This is a genomic window from Opitutaceae bacterium (genome assembly GCA_041395105.1).
GTDB lineage: Bacteria > Verrucomicrobiota > Verrucomicrobiia > Opitutales > Opitutaceae > B12-G4.
The window spans coordinates 72,486-96,000 of record JAWLBB010000010.1 but is presented as its reverse complement, the minus strand read 5'-3'; the positions used below and the strand labels follow the sequence as shown (position 1 = coordinate 96,000).

Here is a 23,515-nt window from a genome sequence, read left to right as displayed (position 1 = left end):
GCAGCATTCCGCCTTGATGGGGTGTCGAGATCGATCTGGCTTTGGGACGCGGTATTCCTCTTACACTACGCTAGCCTTTCGTCCCGGTGGTGGCGATGCCCTGGATGAAGGTTTTTTGGGCGAAGAAGAAAAGGATGATGATCGGAATGACGGTCAGGGCACTCGCCGCCATGAGGTGGTTCCACTGGACGCCGCCGTGCTGGGTCTGGTAGTTCTGCAGGGCGAGGGCCAGGGTGAAGGTCTCCTTGCGGGTCAGGTAGAGCAGGGGACCGAGGAAATCGTTCCAGGCGTAGAGGAAGTGGAAAAGGGCAACCACTGCGAGGACCGGACGGCTCAGGGGCAGGATGATCCGCCAGAAGATCCGCCACTCACTGCACCCGTCGATCCGGGCGGCCTCGCTCAATTCCTCGGGAATGGTCCGGAAGAACTGACGCATGAGGAAGATATTGAAGGCGCTTCCGAAAAACGAGGGCACCCACAGGGGGTAGAGGGTGCCGATCCACCCCAGTGATTTGAAGACCCCGTAAAGAGGGACCATCAGGACCGGGAATGGGATCATCATGGTGGCGAGGGTCAATCCGAAGAAGACATCACGCCCTCGCCAGCGCACCCGGGCGAAGCCATAGGCGATCAGGGCGTTGGACAGAACGGAGCCAAGGACCCCGAAGACGCAGACAATGACGGTGTTGAGCAGGAAGGTCCCGAAGCCAACCGGTTTGGCTTCGGCTGCTCCGGATTTGAGGGTTCCCTCGACTTCGGCCAATTGGCGCCCGCCCATGGTAGCGAGTGCTTTGGGGTAATTGTTCCAGCGGAATTTGAACTGGGAACGGATGGCTTCCTCAGGAACAACATCGCGCCGGAGCTCGGCCTTCAGGGTGATGGAATCGCTGCGTTCGCTCACCAGCCACCAGCCCGGTTCCGCCTTTCGGATCAACTGGAAGTTCGGGTCATTGGGGTCGTATCGCTGGACGGTGACGAGGGTGCGTTGCCCGGCTCTCTGTCCGGCGGTCTGCTCGACCAGGACGCTGGGTACTTCGATGCGTTCATCGAGGGTTACTTCGACCGGCTGGTTGTCCCAGACCACGGTATAGGCCATGGGCAGCCACTTGGGCGGAAATACCATGGTCTGCTCGATCGGCTTGAGGGAGGTCAGAATCATCCAGACCAGCGGGAAGGCGAAGAGAATCGTGCCGAGGCCGAGTCCGGCATAGACGGCGAAGCGACCGGTGGGTGTGAGTTTCAGCATCGGTGCCCGCCCTTCAGGTTGAATAGTGAACCCGGCGGTTGGCGATCCGGGTGGCGATCAGGGTCAGGCCCGCAATGAGCAGGAAGAGGATCCATGCCATGGAGGAGGCATAGCCCATCCGCAGGTCGTAGAAGGCGGTGGAGAAGAGGTAAAGGGCATAGAAGAGGGTCGAGCGGGCGGGTCCGCCGTCGGTGCCGCCGGTCATGACGAAGACCTGGGTGAAGACCTGGAGGGACCCGATGATGCCCATGACGACATTGAAGTAGATGACGGGCGAGATCATCGGCAGGGTGATGTGCCAGAAGCGCTGCCAGTTGTTGGCTCCGTCGATCGATGCGGATTCGTAGAACTCCCTGGGGACGTCCTGGAGGCCGGCAAGGTAGATGATCGTCGAGTTGCCCACTCCCCAAAGACTCATCAGGATGAGGGCGGGCTTGGACCAGTTCGGGTCTCCCAGCCAGGCCGGTGGATTGCCGCCCCAGAGGCCGAAGAGCGGACCGAGGATCCAGTTGAGCACGCCGTACTGGCCGTTGAAAATCCACATCCAGAGCATGGAGGAGGCAACGATGGGGACGATCGAGGGAAGGTAGAAAACGGTGCGGAAGACGGCCCGACCCCGGACTTCATGATTGAGGAGCAGGGCGAGGGAAAGCGAGACGACGAGACCGAGGGGCACGGAGAAGCCGGCGAAGATGAGGGTGTTTTTCAGCGAGATCCAGAAGACATCGTCTCCCGCCATGGTGCGGAAGTTGTCGAGGCCGGCCCAGACCGGGCGCTGCAGGATGGAGTAGTCGCAGAAGCTGTAAAAGAGCGATGCGGCAACCGGGTAGAGCGTGAAAACCCCAAGTCCGATGATCCAGAGGCTGGTGAATCCGAGGCCCACCCGCAGACTGCGCCATTCACCCCGGGTCATGGATGTTCTCCTGTAGATGTGGATTCGAGCATGTCAGGTTGCGTTGGGTCGTCGACTGCGCCTGCTCGTGCCGCCGCCCGCCGTTGGCGTTCGAGCGACGTCCGGTGCCGATCCCAGCTCCGGGCGATGCGGGCGTGGGCGTAAGCCAGGCCGGCGGCCGGTTCTACATCCAGAAGCCGGATACGATCAAAGACGGTTTGGATTTCCCGGAAGTATTCCTGCCAGACGCCGACCAAAGGAATGTGGGTCACCCGCGGACTCTGGGCCAGTTCGCGGAAGACTTCGATGTAGGGATGCGGGTGGGCCCGCAGAAAATAGGGGCTCCACAGCCGCAGCGGAGAATTTTTGGCCTGGAGCAGGCAGAGCAGTTCCATCCCGCCCAACTCATCCTTGCTCTCCGCCGCGGGGTTCTCCGAATTGACATACTTGACGAATTCCCAGGCCTCACGCGGGTGGCGGGTTCCACGGGGAATGACGAGCATGTCGGCGTCCGCCACCGCGAAGGGGGCGCCGGGGGCGCCGCCTCCGGCCTCCGGCCAGGGCGCGACACCGTAATCGAGGCCGGGAGCAAACTGGCTCATGTAGTTGTCGAACCAGACCCCCTGGAAGACCATGGCGACCCGCCGCGAGAAGAATCCGAATTGGGGAGAGGCAAAGGACCCGAATCCGCTGGTAAAGCGCCGGATGTCGTCGAGCCCATACTCGACGGTATAGCCGCGAACCCACTCCATCGCCTGCAGGTTTACCGGATCGGTGCCGAGAGAAACCTCCCCGTTTTCATCGAAGAGGCTGCCGCCGAACCAGGGAAAGAAGGCCCAGGGCCACCATCCGGGTTCCTGGGGAAGGAAGCCGAGTTGGGTGATGTCGCCGGTTTGTGGGTCACGCTTGGTCAGGCGGCGGGCGTAGTCGTCGAGTTCGGCCAGGGTGCGGGGTGGGCGTTCGGGATCGAGACCGGCTTCACGAAAGAGGGTCTTGTTCCAGTGGAGCGCCAGGGTTGCCGGCGTCGAAGGCAGGGCGTAAACGTGCCCGGCATTAAGGCACATGTCGGCGTAGATCGGTTCGTAACGTGAGAGAAATCCCTCCACGGTCATGCCGTCGGCTTCGATGAACCGGCCCATCGGAGTGAGTGCGCTGTTGTCGGCAAAGGTGGCGACCTGGGCAAGCCAGATTCCGGCCACATCCGGCGGATCGCCGCCGGCCGTGGCCACGATCGTCTTCCGGTCGATTTGGGATACGGCGAGGTATTCGACGAAAATGCGGTCCTGGGATACGTTGAAACGATCGACCACTTCCTGCATGGCAACCGCTTCGGCCCCTGTCCATTTTTCCCAATAGACGATGCGCACACGGCCGTCATCCGACCGTTCGTGCCGGCATCCGGTAACGGTCAAGGCCCCCAGTGTGGCGAGAAGGGCCGCGAAGTGAGCGAAGAGGGACTGAAGGCGGAGAGGGGTTAACACTTGGGACGGGACAGATCAGACGAGGGCAGATGGACGGGTCGGCTGATTGACAGGCCAAGTCTCGAATTTGTCGAGCCTGCGCAGTGGTTGACGCGAGAAAGAACCTCCCGATTCGGCGGGTTGAGACAATCCCATCCCCTGTTGTTTCGACTCCGGTGCATTGGCCGACCCATTCGCAAGACAGGAAAGCCCGCCTCAGGGGAAGGATTCCGGCAGCGCCGTGGAGAGATTCGGAGACGAAAGGAAGGACTCGGACCGCATCTGGCTACCCGGCGGCCCGACCGCGTCGTCACGGAGATGGCATGCGGAAAGGGTCTTCGTGGAGTTTTTTTAAGTGCATGCAATAGAATATATTAGAGTAGCTTCCAGCGAGAATTGCGCTCGTCTTTCGACAGATCCTCCATCAGAATTCCCTTTATGAAACAGGGGTGATTTCTGTTTTGAATCCCGAGTTTCATCGGTGGTATCCGGTTCGATTTCTTTCTCGGAGGGCTGTCGCTGGTGGAAGGATCCGGTTCCCTGGATCGATTGCGCATCACGACTCACCTGGGTGAGGATCCGGCGACGGTCGGCCCGAAGAATAATGCATCTTCAAGCGTGATCCTTGAGGTGACCGGCGACGGCAGTCTGGGTGGTTTGTCCACGGCCGTGATCGTTCCCAATATCGCGAAAGGCGAGGGTTGGTACAGCGGCATCGTGGAGGTGGGCATCAGTGAGCCGGCGGCCTCATTGTCGATATCACTTGCCGACGACAATGCGGCCATGGACAGTTTTGTATGGTTGGATTCCCTACGCGTCTCGGTGATCGCCCGAGGGCGGCTGTCCAACATTTCCAACCGGGGTGATGCGCTCACCGGGAACAAGATCCTTATCACCGGATTCGTGATGAGGGGGACAGAAAGCAAGTCGCTGCTGGTGCGGGCCATGGGGCCGCGGCTGGAATCTCCGTTCAATGTGCAGGGGTTTCTGGTCGACCCCAAGCTCGGTCTATTCCCGGGCGGTGTCTCGACATCCATCGCGTCAAACAACGACTGGCAGGATGCCTCGGACGTGACCGAACTTGAGCAGGGATTCGCCCGGCCGGGGGCATTCCCGTTCGAGCCGGGGTCTGATCGGTGAGGGCAGTCACCGTCCGATTCTATCCCGTGGATTTGGTTCGCCATTTCCGGAGCAGAACGCTGATACTCAGGTCAGATGCGTGAGAATCAATACCAGCTCTTCCGCGACCTGGACCGGCATTGCGTGGCCGAGGGATTCAAGGAGACTGTCTGTTTCGATATAGTCGAGCGAAAGAAGCAGAGCATTCGCGCTTCGATCAACCAGGACAATCCGGTGGTTCGCGAGGTTCTCGAGGGGCGGTCGACGTTTGTCGGGGTTTACGACGATTTCTCACGGGCCTTCCGAGGTATTCGCCGATTTGTCCCGCTGCGCCACGATGAGTCGGCCAATGCCCGTCTCGAGCAATTGGCCCGGATCGTCCCGAATGTCGGTCACTTTCGCCGCAGAAGCTTTCTCGCCACCGACAATCCGGTGACCTGTACCGTTTACGGGATGGTAGTGGGCCTGGCTGCGGACCTGGTCTGGCTGCAGCAGGTTTCAGATATTGAGCAGGTCGATTCGACGGCGGGCCATTTCGTTACGGGAGCCTACTTCTTCGCGGTCGGATTTGGCGCAGCGGGTTTTCTGGTCGGAGCCATGGCCATGATGCGCTACCGCACACGGGATCCCAAGCAGATCCATGCCCGGGAAGCGGCGGCCTACATGGATCTGAACTACGAATTCTTCCGGAGTGGAGACGACGAAGGTTGGGCGCACTTCATTCGGGCCGCAGCCGCCCCGAAACGGAATCCCGAGCGACCGTCGGCGGGATAATCCCGGGATGAGACCTGACGGGACCGACCTTCAAAGGGTTGGTTCCTCGGCTTCGTCGGCGGTCTCGCCCCAGACCGAGTCGGTCTCATTCGCTCCGGTGGCGAAAAACTCCTCTTCGTCGAGGATCTGCAGGACCCGTGCCATCACAATCAATCGGTCATCGGGATCCAGCTCCGGGTGGTTCTCCTTCAGGTATTCCGTGAGGACGGGTCGGGCCTCTTTGCGCGAGGTTACTTCGGCAAGAATGTCGTCTGCCTGATCGGCTGTCTCATTGATGATCAGTTCCAGATCCATCAGTCAGTTTCCCAATTCAGATACTGAATGATTTCATGACTTCAGGCAAGCGCGATGCGTCTTTCCCGCCTCCCATGGCGAAATCCGGCTTGCCGCCGCCGCGGCCGTCGAGGTCCTGGGCCAGGCGACTGATGATCTTGCCGGCCTGGTGACCGGCCTGAACGGCCTTGGGCGAAGCAAAGGCCACCACGGTTGCCTTGCCGGCGATTGAAGCGCCCAGAACCACGACTCCCTCGCCAAGTCGGCCGAGGATCTCGGCCCCGAGGCTGCGGAGGGAATTGGGATCGTCGGCTTCCGTCACGGCAGAGACCCACCTGAGGTCGCCTTTGACCTGGGCCCGGTCGGCCAGTTCTCCAGCCTTCCCAGCGGTCGCCTTCTGGTTGAGGGTGCGGAGGGTTTTCTCGGCCTCAGCCCGTTGCTCGAGCAATTGCTCCAGCTTTCGGTCGAGATCGCCGATCGGGGCGCCGAGTTTTGCAGCCAGTTCGGCCAGATGGCGCTGATTTTCTTCGACCAGGCGCAGGGCCGCCTTGCCCGAAACCGCCTCAATCCGGCGGATGCCGGCGGCTATTCCGGACTCGCCGAGCAGCTTGACCAGGCCCAGTTCGCCGGTGGCGCGCACATGGGTGCCGCCGCAGAGCTCCTTGCTGTAGCCCCCGATGTCGACGACCCGGACCCGGTCGCCGTACTTTTCACCGAAGAAGGCGATGACGTCGTCGGGCTTTTCATTGAAGGCCACCTCGGACGTGGCCACGGGACTGTTCTCGAGAACACGGCGATTGATGATCGACTCGATCTCGGCCAGTTGGGCGGGACTGACCGGCTCGAAATGGGAAAAGTCGAACCTCAGATGGTCGGTGGCCACGAGTGAACCGGCTTGCCGGACATGCTTGCCGACGACCCGCCGAAGGGCGTGGTGGAGTAGATGGGTCGCGGTGTGGTGGCGCTCGATTTCGCGGCGATCTTCCAGGTTGACCCCGACTTCGACCCGTTTCCCCTTGAGCTGCTCGACGGATTCAGGAGGGACAAGCTCGCTGCCCGTCGGCAGAGTCGCGCTGCCCGAGCCGGCGAGATTGGCGACCCGGTGCAGGAAACGACCGCCCCGGTCCTTGATTGTATCCGAAATTTGGATTGTCCGGGTTCCGGCCCGGACGACCCCGCGGTCCCCGATCTGGCCGCCCATTTCGGCGTAGAACGGTGTCTGGTCGAAGACGAGGTAGGTGCTGTCGGCAGAGCGGACGACGTCGATGACTTCGGCATCGAAGGAAGCGGCCGGATGGATTTCGTATCCGACAAACGGGGTGGGTGTGCTCTCGGCGGCGTCTTCCTTGCTGACTTCGATGACTTCCTTCTTCTGGGCGGCCCGGCCCCGCGATCGCTGGAGTTCCATCGCGGCGTGGAATCCGTCGGAGTCCACGCTCAATCCGCGTTCAAGGGCGAGGAGGGCGGTCATGTCGAGCGGGAAGCCGAAGGTGTCGTAGAGCTCGAAGGCGAGGGCTCCGGGAATGGTCGTGGTCGTTCCAAGCTCCGCGAGACCCCGTTCGAAGATCTGGAGGCCACGGTCGAGGGTGCGGCCGAAGGATTCCTCCTCGTTCCGGATCACCCTGCGGATGACCGTTTCCTGCTGACGGATCTCGGGAAAAACGTCTCCCAGGGTGGCCACCACCGGATCAACCAGGGATTCGAAGAAGCCGGTTTCCAGGTCCATCTTGCGTCCGTAAAGAATTCCCCTCCGAAGGATCCGCCGAATGACATAGTTGCGTCCCTCGTTACCGGGCAGAATGCTGTCGGCGATGGCGCAACAGATGGTCCGGGCGTGGTCGGCGAGGACCCGGAAGGCGACATCGGTCTTCTCCTGGTCGCTCAGGTTGTTGCGCGTCCGTGGTACGGTACCACGATAGGTCAGCCCGGAGAGTTCCTCGATCCGGGCGAGGATGGGTGTGAAATGGTCCGAAGCATAGTTGGAGGGTTCGGCGCTGAAATCGGTGAAGTGCCGGGTTGCCGCCATGATGCCCGCCACGCGATCAAAACCCATCCCGGTGTCGACATGGCGCTGGGCGAGGGGGGAAAAGGAACCGTCGGCTGCGGCGTTGAACTGGATGAAGACGTGATTCCAGATCTCGATGCAGCGCGGTGAATCCTGATTGACCAGGCGGCCACCGGCGTTGCCTTCCGGGGTCAGGTCGAAGTGGATCTCGCTGCAGGGACCGCAGGGGCCGGTGTCACCCATCATCCAGAAATTGTCTTTCTTGTTTCCGGTCAGGATATGAACCGTCGGATCGAGTCCCTCGGACTCGAAGATCCCGGCCCAGATGGCGTGAGCCTCGTGGTCGAAGTCGGCTGGGTCTCCGCTGGCGGGCTGGTAGACGGTGGCGTAGAGACGGGCGGGAGGGATGCCCCAGACCTTGGTCAGCAGTTCCCAGCCCCAGGTCAGCGATTCCTTCTTGAAGTAATCGCCAAAAGACCAGTTTCCGAGCATCTCGAAGAAGGTGTGGTGGTAGGTGTCGAAGCCGACGTCCTCGAGGTCGTTGTGCTTTCCCCCGGCCCGGATGCATTTCTGGGTGTCTGCCGCCCGCGCGAAAGGCGCTTTTGTCTCCCCGAGAAAATAGGGCACGAACTGATTCATGCCCGCGTTGGTGAAAAGAAGATTGGGCGAACTGGGCAGGAGGGAGGCCGAGGGCACCACGGTATGGCCACGCTCGGCGAAGAAATCGAGGAAGGATTGACGGAGCTCGGTGGAGGTCATGGAGGAAAGGGTTCTGGCCGGTGGACGGATCAGGACAGGTTGGCAATGACGGCGTCGGCCATTTCGACCGTCCCCACCGCCGGGCCACCGAAGGCGATGTCGCCGGTGCGGACTCCGGAAACCACAGCGTCGCGGACCGCTTTCTCGATGCGGGCCGCCAGGTCGTTCAACCCGAAGCTGAACCGAAGCATGAGGGCGGAGGAGAGAATCTGGGCACAGGGATTGGCGAGGTTCTTTCCGGCAATGTCCGGGGCGGTGCCGCCGGCCGGTTCAAAGAGACCATAGGGGAGCCCGTGACTGTTCATGGCGCTGCCGAGGCTGGCCGATGAAAGCATGCCGAGTGAACCGCAGACCACGGCCATCTCGTCCGACAGGATATCGCCGAACATGTTCTCGGTCACGATGACGTCGAACTGGTTGGGATCGCGCACCAGTTGCATGGCGGCATTGTCCACGTAGAGATGGGAGAGCTTCAGTTCCGGGGCGTTTTTCCTGACGAAGTCGGTCACGGTCTTGCGCCAGAGGACACTGGTCTCGAGCACGTTGGCCTTGTCGACCGAGCAAATCCGGCCCTGGCGGCGGCGGGCGGCCTCGATCGCCACCGTGGTGATGCGTTCGATCTCGGAACGCCGGTAAACCATGGTGTCGACGGCTTCGACATCGCCGTTGTCAAGGATGCGGGTTTCCTTGGGCAGGCCGAAGTAGAGGCCGCCGGTCAATTCGCGGACGCAGAGAATGTCGATTCCGTCCGGTATGCGGTCATTCTTGAGGGGCGAGGCCGGTGAGAGCTCGGGGTAAAGCAGGCCGGGCCGCAGGTTGGCAAAAAGTGAAAAATGCTTGCGCAGAGGGAGGAGGGCGGCCCGTTCCGGTTGTTCCTTGGGAGGCAGGCTCTCCCATTTGGGACCGCCGACGGACCCGAACAGGATGGCGTCGTGGGCCCGACAGACCTCCAGGGTGCTCTCGGGCAAGGCGGAACCCTGCCGGTCAATGGCGATACCGCCCACATCGGCCTCGGCAAATTCGAGTGCGATACCGGCATCGGGCGCAACATGTTGGAGAACCCTCAGGGCCTGAGCCATGACTTCAGGTCCGATCCCGTCTCCAGGTAATACGGCGAACTTGATCGACTGCATAAGGGGCGGAGTGTGTGACATCCGCGCCCCGGAAATAAAGGGAAAACTTTACGGATCATGCCGGATCCGGTCGTGCTGCTATCGTCATCCGTCGGGTCGGCAGGAGGGGCCTGACGCCTCCGTGACCTGCCGCTCATCCGTCCGATTGAGGCGTGAAGCCCTTGGCGATGCAAAGAACTCCGGAGTTCCGTGGGAATCCGCGTTCTCCGATCGAGCCTCTTGTATTCTCTAATCAAATGGTTGCTTCTGCCCTCCCAGTCGGGACATTCTGGAGGTGGCATGAAGATCACCACCTTTGAGGCGGGCTATATCGGGACCAACGCGTTCCTCCTGACCGATTCGGTCCGCGGCGAAGCCGTCCTCATTGATGCCCCGCACGACGTTCTTGACTTGGTGCGCCCGGTCCTCGATGCGGAGGGATGCCGTCTGACCACCCTGATCCTGACCCACGGCCACTGGGATCATACCGGTGATGCGGCCCGGGTCCGGGCCGCCGGAGCCTCGGTCCTGGCCCATGAGGCGGATCGGCCTTTGATTGAAACTCCGGGCCTGATGCGGGCTTTTCTGCCTCCCGGTATTCAGGTGGATCCCGTGACGATTGATCGTGTGATCGGAGAGGGCGACAGGGTGGAGATCCTTGGCCAGACCGGGGAAGTCCGCCACGTCCCGGGACATTGCCCGGGAAATATCCTCGTTTACCTGCCCGAAGAGGGCGTGGCGTTTGTCGGTGACGCCCTCTTCGCAGGGAGCATCGGCCGGACGGACCTTCCTGGGGGGGATTTTGATACACTGGCCCGGGGTATCCGCAGCCGGATTTACACCCTCCCGGAGGCGACCCGAATCCTTCCCGGACATGGTCCGGAGACCACGGTTGGCCGCGAAGCCCGGTCGAATCCCTTTGTACCCAATCGATGAATTCGATGGAAAAGCAGCGCATCATGGCGCGGTGTCTCGAACTCGCGCGAAAGGGCTGGGGACTGACCCATCCCAACCCGATGGTGGGCGCGGCCATTGTTGAAAACGGCGAAATCGTGGCCGAGGGATGGCACGAACAGGCGGGCGGTCATCATGCCGAAGTGGCAGCCCTTAAGGCGCTCGGTCGCCTGCCCAATCCGGGCGCCATCCTCTTCTGCACGCTGGAGCCCTGTTCGACCACCGGCAGGACCGGACCCTGCACCGAGGCGATCGTCGAGGCGGGCATCCGCCATGTGGTGGTCGGAGCGACAGATCCGAATCCGGCGCATGCGGGGGCCGGTCTCGAGTGGCTGAAGACGCATGGGGTAACGGTGGAAACCCGCGTGCTTATCGATGAGTGCGAGGATCTGAATCTTATCTTCAATCACTGGATCACGAAGGGCCTTCCGCTCTTCGCGGGCAAGATCGCCACCACCATTGACGGGCGTATCGCCACACGAACCGGGCAGTCCCAGTGGATCACCGGCGAAAGTTCCCGGGCGGACGTCATGCGCTGGCGGCGGCTCTTCCCGGCCATCGCGATCGGGGCGGGTACTGTCCTGAAGGATCAACCCAGGCTCACTTCCAGGATCGACGGACTGGAGGAGTGGAGCCCTATCCGGTTTGTCTTTGACGGACTGCTGCGCACTGCCATGGAGCGGATTCTCCCGACGATCTATACGGACGAATTCAAGACGCGGACGGTCGTCGTGACCACGAACCAGGCCGGAACCGGATATGCCCGTCGGATCGAAATGGAAGGGGCCCGGGCTTGGATCCTGCCGTCGCCCAATACCCAGGTACCGATGGTGGAGTTCCGCAAGCGGTGTGTGGACGAAGGGATCGTCGGCGTCTATTTCGAAGGAGGACCGCGCCTGCTCAGCGAAATCGTTCGCGAGCGTCAGCTGGACTATCTTTTCTCTTATCGGGCGCCGATCCTTTTCGGGGACGACCGTGCACCGGCAGTGGTGCGCGGCCTGCGAACAGAAAAGCTGGAACAGGCACTCCGGTTGGAGAATGTGCATCACGAGACCTTTGATGGTGATGAATTGATGCGGGGGCGCCTGGTCTATCCGGGACGATTGAATGTTGATGAAGCTGTTTTTGGCCTCGGGTAATCGGCACAAGCTTGGCGAGGTGGCGGCCATTTTGCGGGATGCCGGTTTGACCGTCGACTTGAACGGCGCGGACGCGATCGGCGGGATGCCGGACGTCGATGAGGATGCCGGCAGCTTCGCGGGCAACGCGCGCAAGAAGGCGAGGGCGCTGGCGGATCGCGTGCCGGCCGGTTCCTGGGTTCTGGCCGACGACAGCGGATTGTGCGTCGATTTCCTGAAGGGAGCTCCAGGGGTCATTTCATCGCGATTTGCGGGTCCCGATGCGAGCGACTGCGACAATACCCGTCTGCTGCTTGAACGGTTGTCGGGGATCCCGGAGGCGGAAAGATCGGCGCACTTCCGGTGCGTTCTCATTCTGCTCGGACCGGATGGTGAAGAGGCCTTATTTGATGGCCGTTGCCATGGCCGGATTGCCGCGGAGCCATCGGGCTACGGTGGCTTCGGTTATGATCCGGTATTTGTGCCGGACGGTCACTCCGTCAGTTTTGCCGAACTGGATGCGGATGCCAAGAACCGGATCAGTCACCGGGCGGTCGCGTTGGCACAGATGGTCGATTGGTTGCTGCAATCCTCACCTTCGGAAACCGGAAGCGCCTGATCCGGACGATGGATCGCTCCACGGATGGGTTGCCTGGAGACTTGAGCCGAATCGGATCCAGTTGCTCCCCCGATCGAGGGCGAAATGATCGGGCTGTCTTCGCTTTTCCGCAATTCGTTGAGGGTGTCAGAAGTCGTAGGCGATGATCTCCTTCTGGTCTCTGAAGTGGTAGACCCGGTTGGTCAAATTATCCACCATGAACTGGGGTTCCTTTTCGTCCATCGGTATCTCACCGATCTCCTCGCCGGTGTTCAGGTCGATCCCGACAAGGGAGCGCTCTTTTTCTTCAACCGTCACGAAGAATGCGACGTCCCGCGCAGCCTCCGAGGCAGCGAAGCGTTCGGCCACAGACTTCTGAAAGCTATCGTTGAGTCGAAGGGTGGAGTCCGCAGCCGCGCTCCGGGCCCAGCTCCCGCTGTTGTAACCGTAGCCGGCATTGCCGACGGCGACGGCCGCAGTCACCGCGCCCATCGCCACGAGCGCGAAGCTGTCCATCCCGGGTGGGGAAAACTCGATCGACCACGGGTTGTTGCGCTGAGCGACGTTGTGGGCGAGAAGGTGGTATTGACCACGGACAATCAGGTTGTCGCCGACCTGCCGGATATCCAGAGGGGGGTCGGATCGGTCGCCGCCGCCCAAGCCACGCAATCCGCCCGAGAGACCTCCGCTGAGAAATCCGGTAGCTGCTCCGAGGCCCTTGGCCGCGACTTCCGTGGATCCCATTCGGCGGCGGAACTCCAGATCGAGTTCGTAGGCCAGCACGGGCTTTCCTTTCGCGCTGATTTTCAGCGCATAGAGTTTCGCCTTGTCTGCCAGGACGACCAAATCCTGATCCGGGATGATCTGAAGATTCGTGATGGAGTCGCGGGCCTTGGTCCAGCTCCAGGTTTCTTTTCCGCTTGAGCGTTCAATGGCGAAAGCTCCGAACGGCTTGACCTGGACATAGGTTTTTCCATTTGAGACAGTTCCCCCGATCCGGCCGATGAGCAGGTCGCCGACCACCTCCAACTCCGGCAGCAATCCCTTCGGAGCCTTCCCTTTCCAGATTTCATTCCCGGTCGCCAGATCAAGAGCCACCACGGAATTCCGGCCGGTGGCATAGACGACGCCATCGGCATGAACGGGTCGGGCGTAGGCAAGCTTGAAGCCGGGGTCGTATGCGCCGAGCTTATACCGCCATTTCTCCTTACCGTCCTCGAGATCAATCGCGATGATCTGTTCGCCCGTCAGAATGAGCGTGTCATCAACAATCAGGGGGAGGGGATGCCCGCTCAGGTCCATATTCGGCATGAATCCACCGGTCTCAGTCTGGTGAAGTTTCAGCGAACCCATCCGGCCGAGACGACACTCCCAGACTTTCGAGCCGTCCACCAGACTGAACGCCACCAGGAATGTGCCCTCCTGGATATCACGGCCACCCGGTCGATCGATCGCGAAAAGGACGATCGGGCGACCGGGTATCGGGTAGGCCCCTAGATTGTTGCCGGGAACCACTCCTGAATCGAAGAAAGTCTCTCCGCTTGTGTAATCGATGATCTGTAGTCGGGCCTTCGGCGGGATCTTGCTCTTGTGTTCGTTGATCAGCAGGTATGGGGTCTCCGGGACGGGGTTGACGTTGAAGGGGGCCAGGTCACGCAGGTCATCGCGGTTCCAGAGGTTATCACCCGACGGTGAGAAAACACCGAGTCCGTTGGAATAGCCGACAACAAGACTGCCGTTTGGAGCGAGCTTGGTCCAGGTCACTTCGGAGGGCAAAGGCCGGGTCCATGACTCTTCGGCCGCAGACAGGCCGATGGTGATGGTGGAAAACAGCGTAACAAACAGACGGGAGGTATTTCGAAGCATCAATCTTGAAGGTTCAGATGTTCATTGGGGTTATTTGTCATCGCAGCCGGGGTGGCGGCGAGAGGAAACAGAAGCCATTCCATCGCTTCCGGATGCGACTTTCACACGGCTATTTTTTTGGGAATGTCCAAATGGCGTGCAAGCATAAGTTTTGTCGAACTTCCCTAATCCGGGAACGATCTGGTATCAGCTCCTCTTGTCGTTTGAGCAGAGGAACGCACGGTCCCCTGATGTCTGCCATTGCGGGAGGGGCAGCAAGTATTTGATCGAGCCTCTCTCACCGGGTGAAACCCGTGTGTCGCACTCTGGCGACTCCGGCTACCGGAAGGAACGCTTGACCGGGTCCGGGTTGGGGACCGCCCTGATCAGGGTTCTAGTGTATTCGTTTTCAGGATACTCAAAAAGCCGGTCAGGTGGTCCCTTTTCGACGATGCGGCCGTGGCGCATGACAAGGACGGTGTCACTGATCGATGCGACGGTCTGGAGATCGTGAGAGATGAAGAGCAGGCTGATTCCCCGCTCGTGCCGGATCTGTCTCAGCAGGTCGATGACCTGTTTCTGGGTCCGCGTGTCGAGCGCGCTGGTCACTTCGTCGCAGACCAGGAAGGCGGGATTGAGCACGAGCGCCCGGGCGATGGCGATTCGTTGGCGTTGGCCGCCGGAGAAGGCATTGGGCAGGCGAAGCATGTGGTCTTCCTCCAGTCCGACCTGCTTGAGGATGGCCGCGACCCGCTCGCGGATTTCCCCGCGGCCCAGGCCGCCTTCGATGATCAATCCCTCACCGACGATTTCCCAGACCGGACGGGCCGGGTTCAGGGAATGGTAGGGGTCCTGAAAGACGATCTGGAGAGGCCGTCGAAAGGACCGGAGGCGAGCCTGACTCAGCGCGGCGATCTCCTCACTCCGGCCGTCGGGGAGGTGGATGCGGATGGTGCCGGCATCGGGTTCGATCAACCGCAGGATGCACCGTCCGAGAGTCGATTTGCCGGAACCGCTTTCACCGACCAGTCCGACCACCTGGTTCAATCCGACTTCGAAACTGACATCGTTGACCGCGGCCACCCGGCCGCGTGCCGGGGAAAAAGGACCGCCGGAGCGTCCCCTGAATGTCTTGGATATGCCTGAGGCCCGCAGGAGAGGAGGTGGTTTCCCGACGGGAAGCGATTCCGGTTTCATGACTGTGCAAACGGGCGGGGGATCGCCTCGAGCAATTCTCGGGTATAGGAGGCTTCCGGTCTGGTGAAGAGTGATTCGACGCTGGCGCTTTCCACCAGTCGGCCGCCCCGCATGACGACGACCCGGTCGGCCATCTCGGCAACGAGGGCGAGGTTATGGGTGACAAAGAGGATGGCCATGCCCATCTCCCGCTGAAGCTCGGCGATCAGTTCGAGGACCTGGCGTTGAACGGAGGCGTCAAGGGCGGTGGTGGCTTCATCGGCGATCAGCAGGTCCGGACGGCAGGCGATGGCGGCGGCGATGACCACCCGCTGAAGCATCCCGCCGCTCAACTCTCCCGGATAGGCATGGAAGCGGTTGGCGGCGTCGGGGATGCGAACGTGGCCGAGCAATTCAATCGCCCGGCGGCGGGAATCGGCACGCGATGCCCCGGAATGGACGCGAATGACCTCGGCGATCTGGCTTCCCACCTTGATGGCGGGATTCATCACGCTGGAAGGTTCCTGCCAGACGGTGCCGATCTCCCGGCCGCGGATCCGGCGCATGGCCGATTCGGGCAGGGCGAGCAGATCGGTTCCCTTCCAGCGGACGGATCCGCTGACCGTTTCTCCAGGCGGAGGGATGAGGCGCAGGATGGCCAGACCGGTCAGTGACTTTCCGGCGCCGCTTTCGCCGACCAGGGCGAGGGTCTGGCCCCGGGCAAGGGTGAAGGAGATGCGATCGACCACCGGAACCGGGGTTCCCGGAAAGGCGACCGTGAGTTCCTTCAGGTCGAGGAGGACAGGAGCCTGTGCAACGATTTCCACCACGGCCAGCTAGGCCGGTGGGCGGGTTCAAGGCAACGGCTTATTTCTGGCGATCCAGGCCGACGAGGAAGGATCGCATGGTTTGAGCCATCGCTTCGAAATAGTTCTCGGGCGCCTCAACGGAAGCCACCAGAAGCCGGTCCTTCATCATGATGAAGGTCTCGCGCCGCATCATGACGGGGCCCTCTTCCTCCATCCTGAAACTGAAGGTGAGTTCGCGATAGGGGGCGCCCATGATGGGAACGCCCTTCGCGGTTTCTTCGGGAGGGCGATCGGTGACGATCGTCAGTTCGAAGGGGTAGCGCGCCTTGAGGGTTGCGGGATAAGCGTTCCAGGCGCTGCTCTCGATGGAGGAGACGAATTCGGACTTTCCAAAGAGGGCAAGGCCTAAGGTGGCGCCGGGATAGCGGGTACTCTGAAAGAGGATCGAGTATTGGGAGTCCGGATCGGCCGATCGCAGGGTGACGTCGTTTCCGGTACGGAAGAGAACGCCATCGCCGTCCAGGGTGAGGTGTTCAATTTCTCCACCGTCGAAGGCCTCGTAAGTGACCGTTGGGGTGAGGACGGGCCGGGCAGCGGACGGCCACCCGGCAGCTGAAGCGATCGTCGCGAAGGCGGAGACCGCCAGGGTGGCGAAGAATGTGGCAAGGGGCATCCGATAGTTCATGACGTTGAGTCCGGTATTGATCTTCAAGGCGTCATCGCTGCGACGGCGGCGTCAAATTCCGATTTGTTCAATTCGCGGTAATCGACGCGACGGAAGGACCTCACGTTGGGGGTTCCTGGCGGAAAGCGTCTGGTGCCGGATCCAAAAAGTGTATTGAACCCCCAATTGCGATTGGGCGGGTCGTAGACGTTGCTCTTGCCCCATCGGCCGGTGGCGACCTCGCTCTGGAACAGGGCAACCATCGAACCGCGGTAGGCGAGGTCCACTCCCGACCATTTCTCAAGGAACCGGGGGAAGTTCTCGACTCCGCCGCTGTACCGGGTGCTGCCGCTAGCGTTGGGATCGGACGGGACATTTCCGGTCAGAAGGGCTGCCGATATTTCGGTCGGTGCGGCCAACCTGCCGGAGTCACTAAGGCTGAGTGCGGCATCCCCGTCGTTCCAGGCGGAAGAGAGGATGTTGATCGCGTCCGCCATCACGGCGGCGGGTGCTTCGCCCGAGTCGGGCGTGGTCGAAGACGCCGCGGAGATGCTGCCGTTGGCGTTGAAATGTCCCTGGACATAAAGGGCGCCGTTGGTGACGAGGCTGAACCCGTCGATCCCGCCGGCGTCGACCTCTTTGCGGTTGGGAATCTTCTTCCCGTTGTGAAGGCGAATGGCGGGGGCTCGACTGGTGTCGCCGAGAGAGGTGTTGGGATTGCTCAACTCGACATAGACGACGCCATTCCAATCGCCGGGTGTGCTCTCGGTCACGCTGGCTTCGTCGTAGTTGCCGAAACCGGTTCCGGTTCCGTTGATCGCTTCGCGAAGGACGCCGACATCGATGCTGTAGAGGTCGACGTTCTTTTCCCAACGACGATCGTAGAAGGTCTGGTCGTGGACGGTGTTGGCGTAGGCTGAGCCGTCTGCGTTGGTGATCGTCGAATCATAGGAAATCGGAGCGGTCGTGATGAGCGGGCGCGTCGGATCCTCGGTGTAGGTGACCACCCCCGAGGCGTCTCCCGAATTGATATAGGCATTGCGGGCGGCGGCGCTCTTGAAGATGGTCACGTTCTGAGTGGTCGAGTCCACATAGAGGTAGAGGCCGGCCTTGTTGGCCATCTTCTCGTTCTCCATGGTTGTGCCGGCGGCGGCGGTATCGGGGGGCTCGACAATGCTGTGGGCCGGGTTCTGCAACTCGTTTGCCGCGGTCGAGGGATCATCCGGGACGTAGTCGCCGGAGCCAAGGGTGTTGTGAACCTGGACACCGTGGGCGGCGGACTGAACGTAGCCATCCCAGCGTTGGGATGAGTCGGCCCGCCAGCTGTCCATGCTGCTGTTCAGCCAGTTGGTGCCGTCATTCATGCTGACGAGCGTTCCGCTGCCATCGCGAAAGGCAACGTCGGCATTGTCGGTGCTCTTGCCGATTCCGGGCAGGGGACCGTGGTTGATGGCTCCGGCCGAGGTCACGGTATCATAAAAGTTGAGCCCGGATCCCGCCTGGATGTACATGTCATTGTTCGAATGAACGGGCCCCCGGACATCCATGGAGGGTCCGGGCGCGATTTCCATCGGGATATTGTAGAAGATGGCGTGGGTGAAGAGCGGGGCATCACGGGCCTGTATCCGTTGGGAAGCGTAGGAGGTTATGGGCGGGCCGAGCGGATCCGTCACCGTGGCTGATCCATAGACCGTGACCTCATAGAGATCCATGGTTCGCCCCTTCATCGGATCGAATTCATTGGCCGGGTCGCTCGGGTCGATGTATTCCCGGGTCAGATTCACCATCGATCCAACGACGCTCATATTCGCCGGATTGACATGGCAATTTGTCCCGGGGGTTCCATAGGTGAATAGGGTGGAGGCCGAAGCGGGCATCGACAGGGGATTTGTCTGCAAGGCGTCAGCGGGCATTGAAGCAACCCCTTCAAACCGTGAGACAAGCTCCGAAAAGCCGTATTCGACGACTGCTTCGGAGGCGTTCTTCGCCTCAAGGCGAAGGAAGTGACGGCGGTTGATGGTGCGCTCATTCATCGAGTACTTGAGCGCGCTCCCTCCGGTTATGGAGGCAACGATGGTGAGAATGAGGACCACGACAATGGCTGTGCCCCTGTTCTCCTTGAATCTCCTGGTCCGTTTTGAATTCATGTTTATCCCCTTGGTGAGACCGTGAAATTGTAGGTGTTCGACACCCGTTTGATTGCGTTGCCGTGCAGGATCTCCCCCTTTACCATGATGCTTCGATTTGAGAAATTGTAGAAGAGGGTCTGGTTGGCCAGGCCTCGCGACAGTTCGACCACCTGGGTGAAACTGCCCGCGAGGGATTCGTCGGGCAGAAGGGTTTCGATGTCGTTCGTATTGGGAAATGAAATCCCCCAGGAATCGGTGTCCGAATCAAATTTCCGCACCGGCCCCGGACCGGCTGGATCGAGCGGATCGGTGCTTGCCCGATAGTAGCCGACAATCCGGCTGACCGGACGGGTCACGAGCGGCGGTGATCCGGTCGGGGCGTCATAGTAGATGAGAATCATCAGATCCCCCGATTCATTGTCTCTCTGGCGGTCGGGCTCTCCATCGCGGTCCGTGTTGGCGAAGGATGGATAAATGATGAAGTGATTGGCCTCGCGGGCCTGATTGGCCATTTCGTTGGTGAATTTCCGTATATCATTGTTCACCTTCAGCTTCTGCTCGGTGACAAAGAAGGAGATCGAGCTCTGGAGGAAGAAAGGCATCAGGCCGGCAAAGAGAAATCCCAAGACCCCCATGGTGATGAGGATCTCGACGAGAGTGTAGCCGCTGCTGGATTGGGATGGGGTCCTGGGTTTCATATCAGTAGGTCGGGACATAGGAACGGACGAAGCGGATGGTTGACCGCTTGATATCTCCGACATTTCGATCATTGCCTTCCCATTCGAAGAGGGCGGTGAATTCGATGGCCTTGCGGCCGGTCCCGGCGAGGTCCGTAGCTGTCGGTGTGATCCAGAAACGCATGAAGCGGGTCGGGACGCCTGCGTCCGAGCTGTGGATGACCAGGGTCTTTTGATTGCGAACGTTCAGGAGGATGGGATCGTCGGTCGTCGAATCCGTCTTGGTCGGAAGGGCGATCGTGCCGGGGGCCGCGACCGCGTCGACAAGAGCCGAGTATTCGATGGACTTGATCTGTTCGAGATAGCCCTGGGCGACGGTGGCGGCAGTGTTTTCGCGGATGGCGCTCTCCGCCATTCGCCGGCTTTGGATGACGAGTCCGATCACGCCGGCAGCGATAAAGCTGAAAACAGTCATCGCGACCACGGTTTCGACGAGCGTCATGCCCCGACAATTCCGGCCGCCAGTTACCCGACCGGACCCGGAGGCCCATGATTCTGGAGCAGATTTCATCGGTATGAGCAACGGCACTTGCCCATCAGGATTAAGGCACGAGCCCCCTGATATCCAACGTTTTGCCGATGCATCCGGGTGTATTTACAGCCGCTTAGCAGGGGCTGAGTGGTTTCCGCAGGATCGCAGGGAGAACCCCTTGAATCCTTGTGCCCACCCCCATTGAGGGGTTTCCTTCATCGCGGCAATCGGATGTCCGGCCGGTCGGTTTTTGCGGTTGCGACCGGGTTCAGCCCGTCTACTGTTTTCCGTTTCCCTTCAAACACGTCCGATGAACACGTTCTATATCACCACGGCGATCGATTACGCCAACGGAACTCCCCATCTCGGTCACGCCTATGAAAAGGTGTTGACCGATGTTATTGCCCGATTCCGCCGGATGATGGGGGACGATGTCTTTTTTCTGACCGGATTGGATGAGCATGGTCAAAAGGTGCAGCAGTCGGCCCGGGATCGCGGGATCGAGCCGATTGAACTCTGCAATGAGGCGGCCGGGCAATTCCAGGACCTCTGTCGCCGCCTGCTCGTTTCCAACGACGACTATATCCGGACCACCGAGGAGAGGCACCAGAAGGTGGTCACTTCGCTGCTGCAGAAGCTTTACGACGAGGGGCAGATTTATCAGGCGGAATACAAGGGATACTACAGCGCCCGGGCAGAGCAGTTTCTCCAGGAGAAGGACCGGGTGGATGGCGAATGGCCGGAGATCTACGGCGATGTGGTCGAGATCAGCGAAAAAAACTATTTCTTCAAATTGAGTCAGTACCAGGACTGGCTGATCCAACACCTGAAGAACAACGAGGATTTCATCTTCCCGAGGTTTCGCGCCAAGCAGGTGCTCGAGTTTCTCAAGGAGCCGATCAACGACCTCTGCATCTCCCGGCCCAAGGAACGCCTTTCCTGGGGTATCCCGATGCCCTTCAATCCGGATTACGTGACCTATGTCTGGTTTGATGCGCTGACCAATTACATTTCCGGCGCCGGCTACGGGACCGATGGCTTTGAACGCTATTGGCCGGCCGACTACCACGTGATCGGCAAGGATATCCTCGTGCCGCCCCATGCCGTTTATTGGCCGATCATGCTGAAGGCCTGTGGGATCGAGCTTCCCCGGTCGCTTCTTGTTCATGGATGGTGGCTGACGGCCGGCCGAAAACTCTCGAAGAGTACGGGAGTGGTCGTCAACCCGCTGGACCTGATCGATCAGTTTGGTGCGGATGCCTTCAGGTATTTTGTCACGCGCGAGATGAATGTCGGGCAGGACAGCGAGTTTTCGCCGGAGTTGTTCCAGTCGCGTTACAACAGCGATCTCGCCAACGACCTGGGCAATCTGGTCAACCGGACTCTCAATATGACCGGACGTTATCTTGAGGGCCGGGTGGCGGCGGAGGCTCCCGGCGACGAACTGGAAGCCGAGGTGCGCGCTCATTGGGAGCGCACCCGGGATGAAGTCATCGACCTCTACGGCGAGTTTCAGTTTCACACCGGTCTGGACCGCGCCTTTGCCTTCATCAAGTCGATCAACCGCTACGCGGAGCAGCGGGCGCCGTGGAAGCTGGCCAAATCCGAGGATCCTCTCGATCGTGAGCGCCTTGGCACCTGTCTGGCGGTGATGGCGGAATCCCTTCGTCTGGCGACGTCGTTGGTGGCACCGGTCATGCCGGGGATAGCGGACCGGGTGGCAAGTCTTCTCGGGCACGAACGCAAGTCCACCTGGAGCGAGGAACTGGTCTGGTCCGGTGTGCTTGCCGGCAACACCCTGGCGGAACCGACGATTCTTTTCCCGCGCACGGAGACCCGGGAGCCCAAGGCCTGAGTTTCGGTCCGTCCCGATTGGTTCACCCAGATCCATCGCGTGAAGAGGATTCCGATCAACCCGCAGGCCGACCGATCCCTTGAAGCGCTGATCGGATTCCTTGCCGATTGCCGGAGGGAAGCCCTTTCGGACGGGCAGGCTCGGTTGGTCAGCGTATCGCTGGATGCGGACCATCTGGATCCTCTCGCTGTTCTGGAGTCGATTTACGAGCCCAGTGATCTCCATTTTTACCTTGAGCAGCCGGCCAGGCGGATGGCCCTGGCCGGCGCCGAGGCCGTCATCATGCGTGAGTTCTCCGGAAGGGAACGCTTCCGCGATGCCCAGCGCTTCATCCGCGCGACCTTTGACCGGACAATCGCGACCGGTGACCTGGACAGCCCGCCGGCCGGTCCCCGGTTCTTCTGCAGTTTCAGTTTTGCCGACGGGGATGATCCGGCTTCACCGTTTCCACCGGCCACCGTGTTTGTCCCTCGGTGGCAGGTCGTCCGGATGGGAGACCGATTTTCTGCGGTGGCCAATTGCCTGGTGGAGGTCGATTCGGATCTGGAAGCGTTGGCCGGACGGATCTGGCGTGCGCATGGTCGTTTCCGGACTTTCGGGGAGACCTCACCGCGTGATCCTGCCGGCTCCCGGCCCGACGTGCCCTCGATCGCGGGCACCGCCTGGGATCCGGTCGACGTGGGCCCCCCGGGCGGTTATGCGGCCTCGGTGATCCGGGCTCTTTCGGATATCGAAGCGGGTCTGTATCGGAAAATCGTGCTGGCCCGGGCGGTCGATCTGAAGACCGAAACAGATCTGCATCCCCTGGCGGCTCTCAATCGTCTGCGGGTGAGTTACCCCGATTGTTTTTCCTTCTCGGTCGCCAACGGTCGGGGCCAGAGTTTCATCGGAGCCACTCCGGAGCGGCTGGTCAGCCTGTCCGGCAGGCGCATCCGCACCGAGGCGCTGGCTGGGTCGGCCCGCAGAGGGAACACCGCACTGGAGGACGCCATCCAGGTGCGCCACCTGCTTCGCAGCGAGAAGGATCTGAGAGAACAACGCCTGGTCATGGAGTCCATCCGGCGACGGCTCGGGAATCTCGGTATTCAGATTGACGAGACCATGAGGGTGGGGGTTCTTCAGCTTTCCAACGTCCAGCACCTTCATACGCCGATCGAAGCCGAACTTCCCGACGGGCTGGATCTCCTGCGCCTGGTCGAGGAACTGCATCCGACTCCGGCGGTCGGCGGGACTCCGCGCGATGCGGCCTGCCGGCGGATCGCCGAGTTGGAGCCCTTTTCGCGCGGCCTCTATGCCGGACCTCTCGGATGGATCGATGCCGATGGGAACGGGGAGTTTGTCGTGGCCATCCGGTCCGCCCTGATCGACGGCTCAAAGGCCCGGGCCTATGCCGGTGCCGGTATTGTCGAGGGTTCGGACGCCGAAAGGGAGTACGGGGAGACTTCACTGAAACTGCGGGCGCTTCTCGACAATCTGGGCGTGCTTTGATTGATTCGGGCCGCTTACCATCCCTTCGAT

At 61.0% G+C, this 23,515-nt stretch carries 20 protein-coding genes; 7 read left to right on the top strand and 13 right to left on the bottom strand.

Translation table 11 applies throughout. The features are described from left to right. Positions 1–70 precede the first annotated feature (70 nt). Genes R3F07_19480 through R3F07_19470 form a run of 3 tightly spaced genes read right to left on the bottom strand, consistent with a single transcriptional unit; the run spans position 71 to position 3,619 of the window. Positions 71–1,246: a carbohydrate ABC transporter permease gene (locus R3F07_19480; protein MEZ5278573.1), complete on the bottom strand. Its 1,176-nt coding sequence runs from the start codon at positions 1,244–1,246 to the stop codon at positions 71–73. Between the two features lie 13 nt (positions 1,247–1,259). After that, positions 1,260–2,159 (bottom strand): sugar ABC transporter permease, encoded by a 900-nt coding sequence (locus R3F07_19475; GenBank protein ID MEZ5278572.1) that lies wholly within the window; start codon positions 2,157–2,159, stop codon positions 1,260–1,262. After that, positions 2,156–3,619, bottom strand: coding sequence for an ABC transporter substrate-binding protein (locus R3F07_19470; GenBank protein ID MEZ5278571.1), 1,464 nt, complete (start codon positions 3,617–3,619; stop codon positions 2,156–2,158). Before R3F07_19470 ends, R3F07_19475 begins: the two co-directional genes overlap by 4 nt. 528 nt (positions 3,620–4,147) lie before the next feature. Between R3F07_19470 and R3F07_19465 the strand changes: the two genes are divergently transcribed. Both R3F07_19465 and R3F07_19460 read left to right on the top strand, forming a co-directional pair. After that, positions 4,148–4,738: a hypothetical protein gene (locus R3F07_19465; protein ID MEZ5278570.1), complete on the top strand. Its 591-nt coding sequence runs from the start codon at positions 4,148–4,150 to the stop codon at positions 4,736–4,738. 75 nt (positions 4,739–4,813) lie between these two features. Then, positions 4,814–5,491 carry a hypothetical protein gene (locus R3F07_19460; GenBank protein MEZ5278569.1) on the top strand — a complete coding sequence of 226 codons (678 nt, stop codon included), beginning with the start codon at positions 4,814–4,816 and terminating at the stop codon, positions 5,489–5,491. Positions 5,492–5,521: 30 nt separating this feature from the next. On the opposite strand, the gene R3F07_19455 is transcribed toward R3F07_19460, so the two are convergent. From R3F07_19455 to leuB, 3 genes are read right to left on the bottom strand one after another with little or no spacing between them, the layout of a single operon-like run. Continuing rightward, on the bottom strand, positions 5,522–5,785 hold the full coding sequence (locus R3F07_19455; GenBank protein MEZ5278568.1) for a hypothetical protein: 264 nt from the start codon (positions 5,783–5,785) through the stop codon (positions 5,522–5,524). Between the two features lie 16 nt (positions 5,786–5,801). Then, the gene (alaS, locus tag R3F07_19450) at positions 5,802–8,528 is read right to left on the bottom strand and encodes an alanine--tRNA ligase (protein ID MEZ5278567.1); all 2,727 of its coding nucleotides are present in this window, start codon (positions 8,526–8,528) and stop codon (positions 5,802–5,804) included. Positions 8,529–8,557: 29 nt separating this feature from the next. Then, positions 8,558–9,661 (bottom strand): 3-isopropylmalate dehydrogenase, encoded by a 1,104-nt coding sequence (gene leuB, locus R3F07_19445; GenBank protein ID MEZ5278566.1) that lies wholly within the window; start codon positions 9,659–9,661, stop codon positions 8,558–8,560. Positions 9,662–9,940: 279 nt separating this feature from the next. On the opposite strand from leuB, the gene R3F07_19440 reads away from it, so the two are divergent. Genes R3F07_19440 through rdgB form a run of 3 tightly spaced genes read left to right on the top strand, consistent with a single transcriptional unit; the run spans position 9,941 to position 12,331 of the window. Continuing rightward, entirely contained in the window at positions 9,941–10,576 is a 636-nt protein-coding gene (locus R3F07_19440) for an MBL fold metallo-hydrolase (protein ID MEZ5278565.1), read from the top strand. Then, positions 10,573–11,733, top strand: coding sequence for a bifunctional diaminohydroxyphosphoribosylaminopyrimidine deaminase/5-amino-6-(5-phosphoribosylamino)uracil reductase RibD (gene ribD / locus R3F07_19435; GenBank protein MEZ5278564.1), 1,161 nt, complete (start codon positions 10,573–10,575; stop codon positions 11,731–11,733). Before R3F07_19440 ends, ribD begins: the two co-directional genes overlap by 4 nt. Then, positions 11,708–12,331 carry an RdgB/HAM1 family non-canonical purine NTP pyrophosphatase gene (gene rdgB, locus R3F07_19430; protein MEZ5278563.1) on the top strand — a complete coding sequence of 208 codons (624 nt, stop codon included), beginning with the start codon at positions 11,708–11,710 and terminating at the stop codon, positions 12,329–12,331. The genes ribD and rdgB overlap by 26 nt, the downstream gene beginning before the upstream one ends. Positions 12,332–12,457: 126 nt before the next feature. Here the strand turns inward: rdgB and R3F07_19425 are convergent, their stop codons facing one another. From R3F07_19425 to R3F07_19395, 7 genes are all read right to left on the bottom strand, one after another. Continuing rightward, entirely contained in the window at positions 12,458–14,176 is a 1,719-nt protein-coding gene (locus R3F07_19425; protein ID MEZ5278562.1) for a PQQ-binding-like beta-propeller repeat protein, read from the bottom strand. A 318-nt stretch (positions 14,177–14,494) separates the two neighbouring features. Then, positions 14,495–15,352 (bottom strand): ATP-binding cassette domain-containing protein, encoded by an 858-nt coding sequence (locus R3F07_19420; protein MEZ5278561.1) that lies wholly within the window; start codon positions 15,350–15,352, stop codon positions 14,495–14,497. Next, the gene (locus R3F07_19415; protein ID MEZ5278560.1) at positions 15,349–16,158 is read right to left on the bottom strand and encodes an ABC transporter ATP-binding protein; all 810 of its coding nucleotides are present in this window, start codon (positions 16,156–16,158) and stop codon (positions 15,349–15,351) included. Before R3F07_19415 ends, R3F07_19420 begins: the two co-directional genes overlap by 4 nt. Positions 16,159–16,198: 40 nt before the next feature. Next, a complete protein-coding gene (locus R3F07_19410) occupies positions 16,199–16,852 on the bottom strand; it encodes a hypothetical protein (protein ID MEZ5278559.1) in 654 nt (217 codons plus the stop codon). Continuing rightward, positions 16,849–18,951, bottom strand: coding sequence for a hypothetical protein (locus tag R3F07_19405; GenBank protein MEZ5278558.1), 2,103 nt, complete (start codon positions 18,949–18,951; stop codon positions 16,849–16,851). Before R3F07_19405 ends, R3F07_19410 begins: the two co-directional genes overlap by 4 nt. A 2-nt stretch (positions 18,952–18,953) precedes the next feature. Continuing rightward, a complete protein-coding gene (locus R3F07_19400; GenBank protein MEZ5278557.1) occupies positions 18,954–19,631 on the bottom strand; it encodes a type II secretion system protein in 678 nt (225 codons plus the stop codon). Between the two features lies 1 nt (position 19,632). After that, positions 19,633–20,181: a type II secretion system protein gene (locus R3F07_19395; protein ID MEZ5278556.1), complete on the bottom strand. Its 549-nt coding sequence runs from the start codon at positions 20,179–20,181 to the stop codon at positions 19,633–19,635. Between the two features lie 271 nt (positions 20,182–20,452). Between R3F07_19395 and metG the strand changes: the two genes are divergently transcribed. After that, positions 20,453–21,997: a methionine--tRNA ligase gene (gene metG / locus R3F07_19390; protein ID MEZ5278555.1), complete on the top strand. Its 1,545-nt coding sequence runs from the start codon at positions 20,453–20,455 to the stop codon at positions 21,995–21,997. Positions 21,998–22,036: 39 nt separating this feature from the next. Then, positions 22,037–23,485 carry an isochorismate synthase gene (locus tag R3F07_19385; protein ID MEZ5278554.1) on the top strand — a complete coding sequence of 483 codons (1,449 nt, stop codon included), beginning with the start codon at positions 22,037–22,039 and terminating at the stop codon, positions 23,483–23,485. The last annotated feature ends 30 nt before the right edge of the window (positions 23,486–23,515 follow it).

What these genes read in the sequence shown, in the direction of transcription:
- R3F07_19440 (MEZ5278565.1), top strand. Translation starts at nt 9,941, where the DNA reads ATGAAGATCACCACCTTTGAGGCGGGCTATATCGGGACCAACGCGTTC.
- R3F07_19455 (MEZ5278568.1), bottom strand. Translation starts at nt 5,785, where the DNA reads ATGGATCTGGAACTGATCATCAATGAGACAGCCGATCAGGCAGACGAC.
- R3F07_19480 (MEZ5278573.1), bottom strand. Translation starts at nt 1,246, where the DNA reads ATGCTGAAACTCACACCCACCGGTCGCTTCGCCGTCTATGCCGGACTC.
- R3F07_19400 (MEZ5278557.1), bottom strand. Translation starts at nt 19,631, where the DNA reads ATGAAACCCAGGACCCCATCCCAATCCAGCAGCGGCTACACTCTCGTC.
- rdgB (MEZ5278563.1), top strand. Translation starts at nt 11,708, where the DNA reads ATGAAGCTGTTTTTGGCCTCGGGTAATCGGCACAAGCTTGGCGAGGTG.
- alaS (MEZ5278567.1), bottom strand. Translation starts at nt 8,528, where the DNA reads ATGACCTCCACCGAGCTCCGTCAATCCTTCCTCGATTTCTTCGCCGAG.
- R3F07_19420 (MEZ5278561.1), bottom strand. Translation starts at nt 15,352, where the DNA reads ATGAAACCGGAATCGCTTCCCGTCGGGAAACCACCTCCTCTCCTGCGG.
- R3F07_19405 (MEZ5278558.1), bottom strand. Translation starts at nt 18,951, where the DNA reads ATGAATTCAAAACGGACCAGGAGATTCAAGGAGAACAGGGGCACAGCC.
- R3F07_19425 (MEZ5278562.1), bottom strand. Translation starts at nt 14,176, where the DNA reads ATGCTTCGAAATACCTCCCGTCTGTTTGTTACGCTGTTTTCCACCATC.
- metG (MEZ5278555.1), top strand. Translation starts at nt 20,453, where the DNA reads ATGAACACGTTCTATATCACCACGGCGATCGATTACGCCAACGGAACT.
- R3F07_19475 (MEZ5278572.1), bottom strand. Translation starts at nt 2,159, where the DNA reads ATGACCCGGGGTGAATGGCGCAGTCTGCGGGTGGGCCTCGGATTCACC.
- R3F07_19460 (MEZ5278569.1), top strand. Translation starts at nt 4,814, where the DNA reads ATGCGTGAGAATCAATACCAGCTCTTCCGCGACCTGGACCGGCATTGC.
- leuB (MEZ5278566.1), bottom strand. Translation starts at nt 9,661, where the DNA reads ATGCAGTCGATCAAGTTCGCCGTATTACCTGGAGACGGGATCGGACCT.
- ribD (MEZ5278564.1), top strand. Translation starts at nt 10,573, where the DNA reads ATGAATTCGATGGAAAAGCAGCGCATCATGGCGCGGTGTCTCGAACTC.
- R3F07_19395 (MEZ5278556.1), bottom strand. Translation starts at nt 20,181, where the DNA reads ATGAAATCTGCTCCAGAATCATGGGCCTCCGGGTCCGGTCGGGTAACT.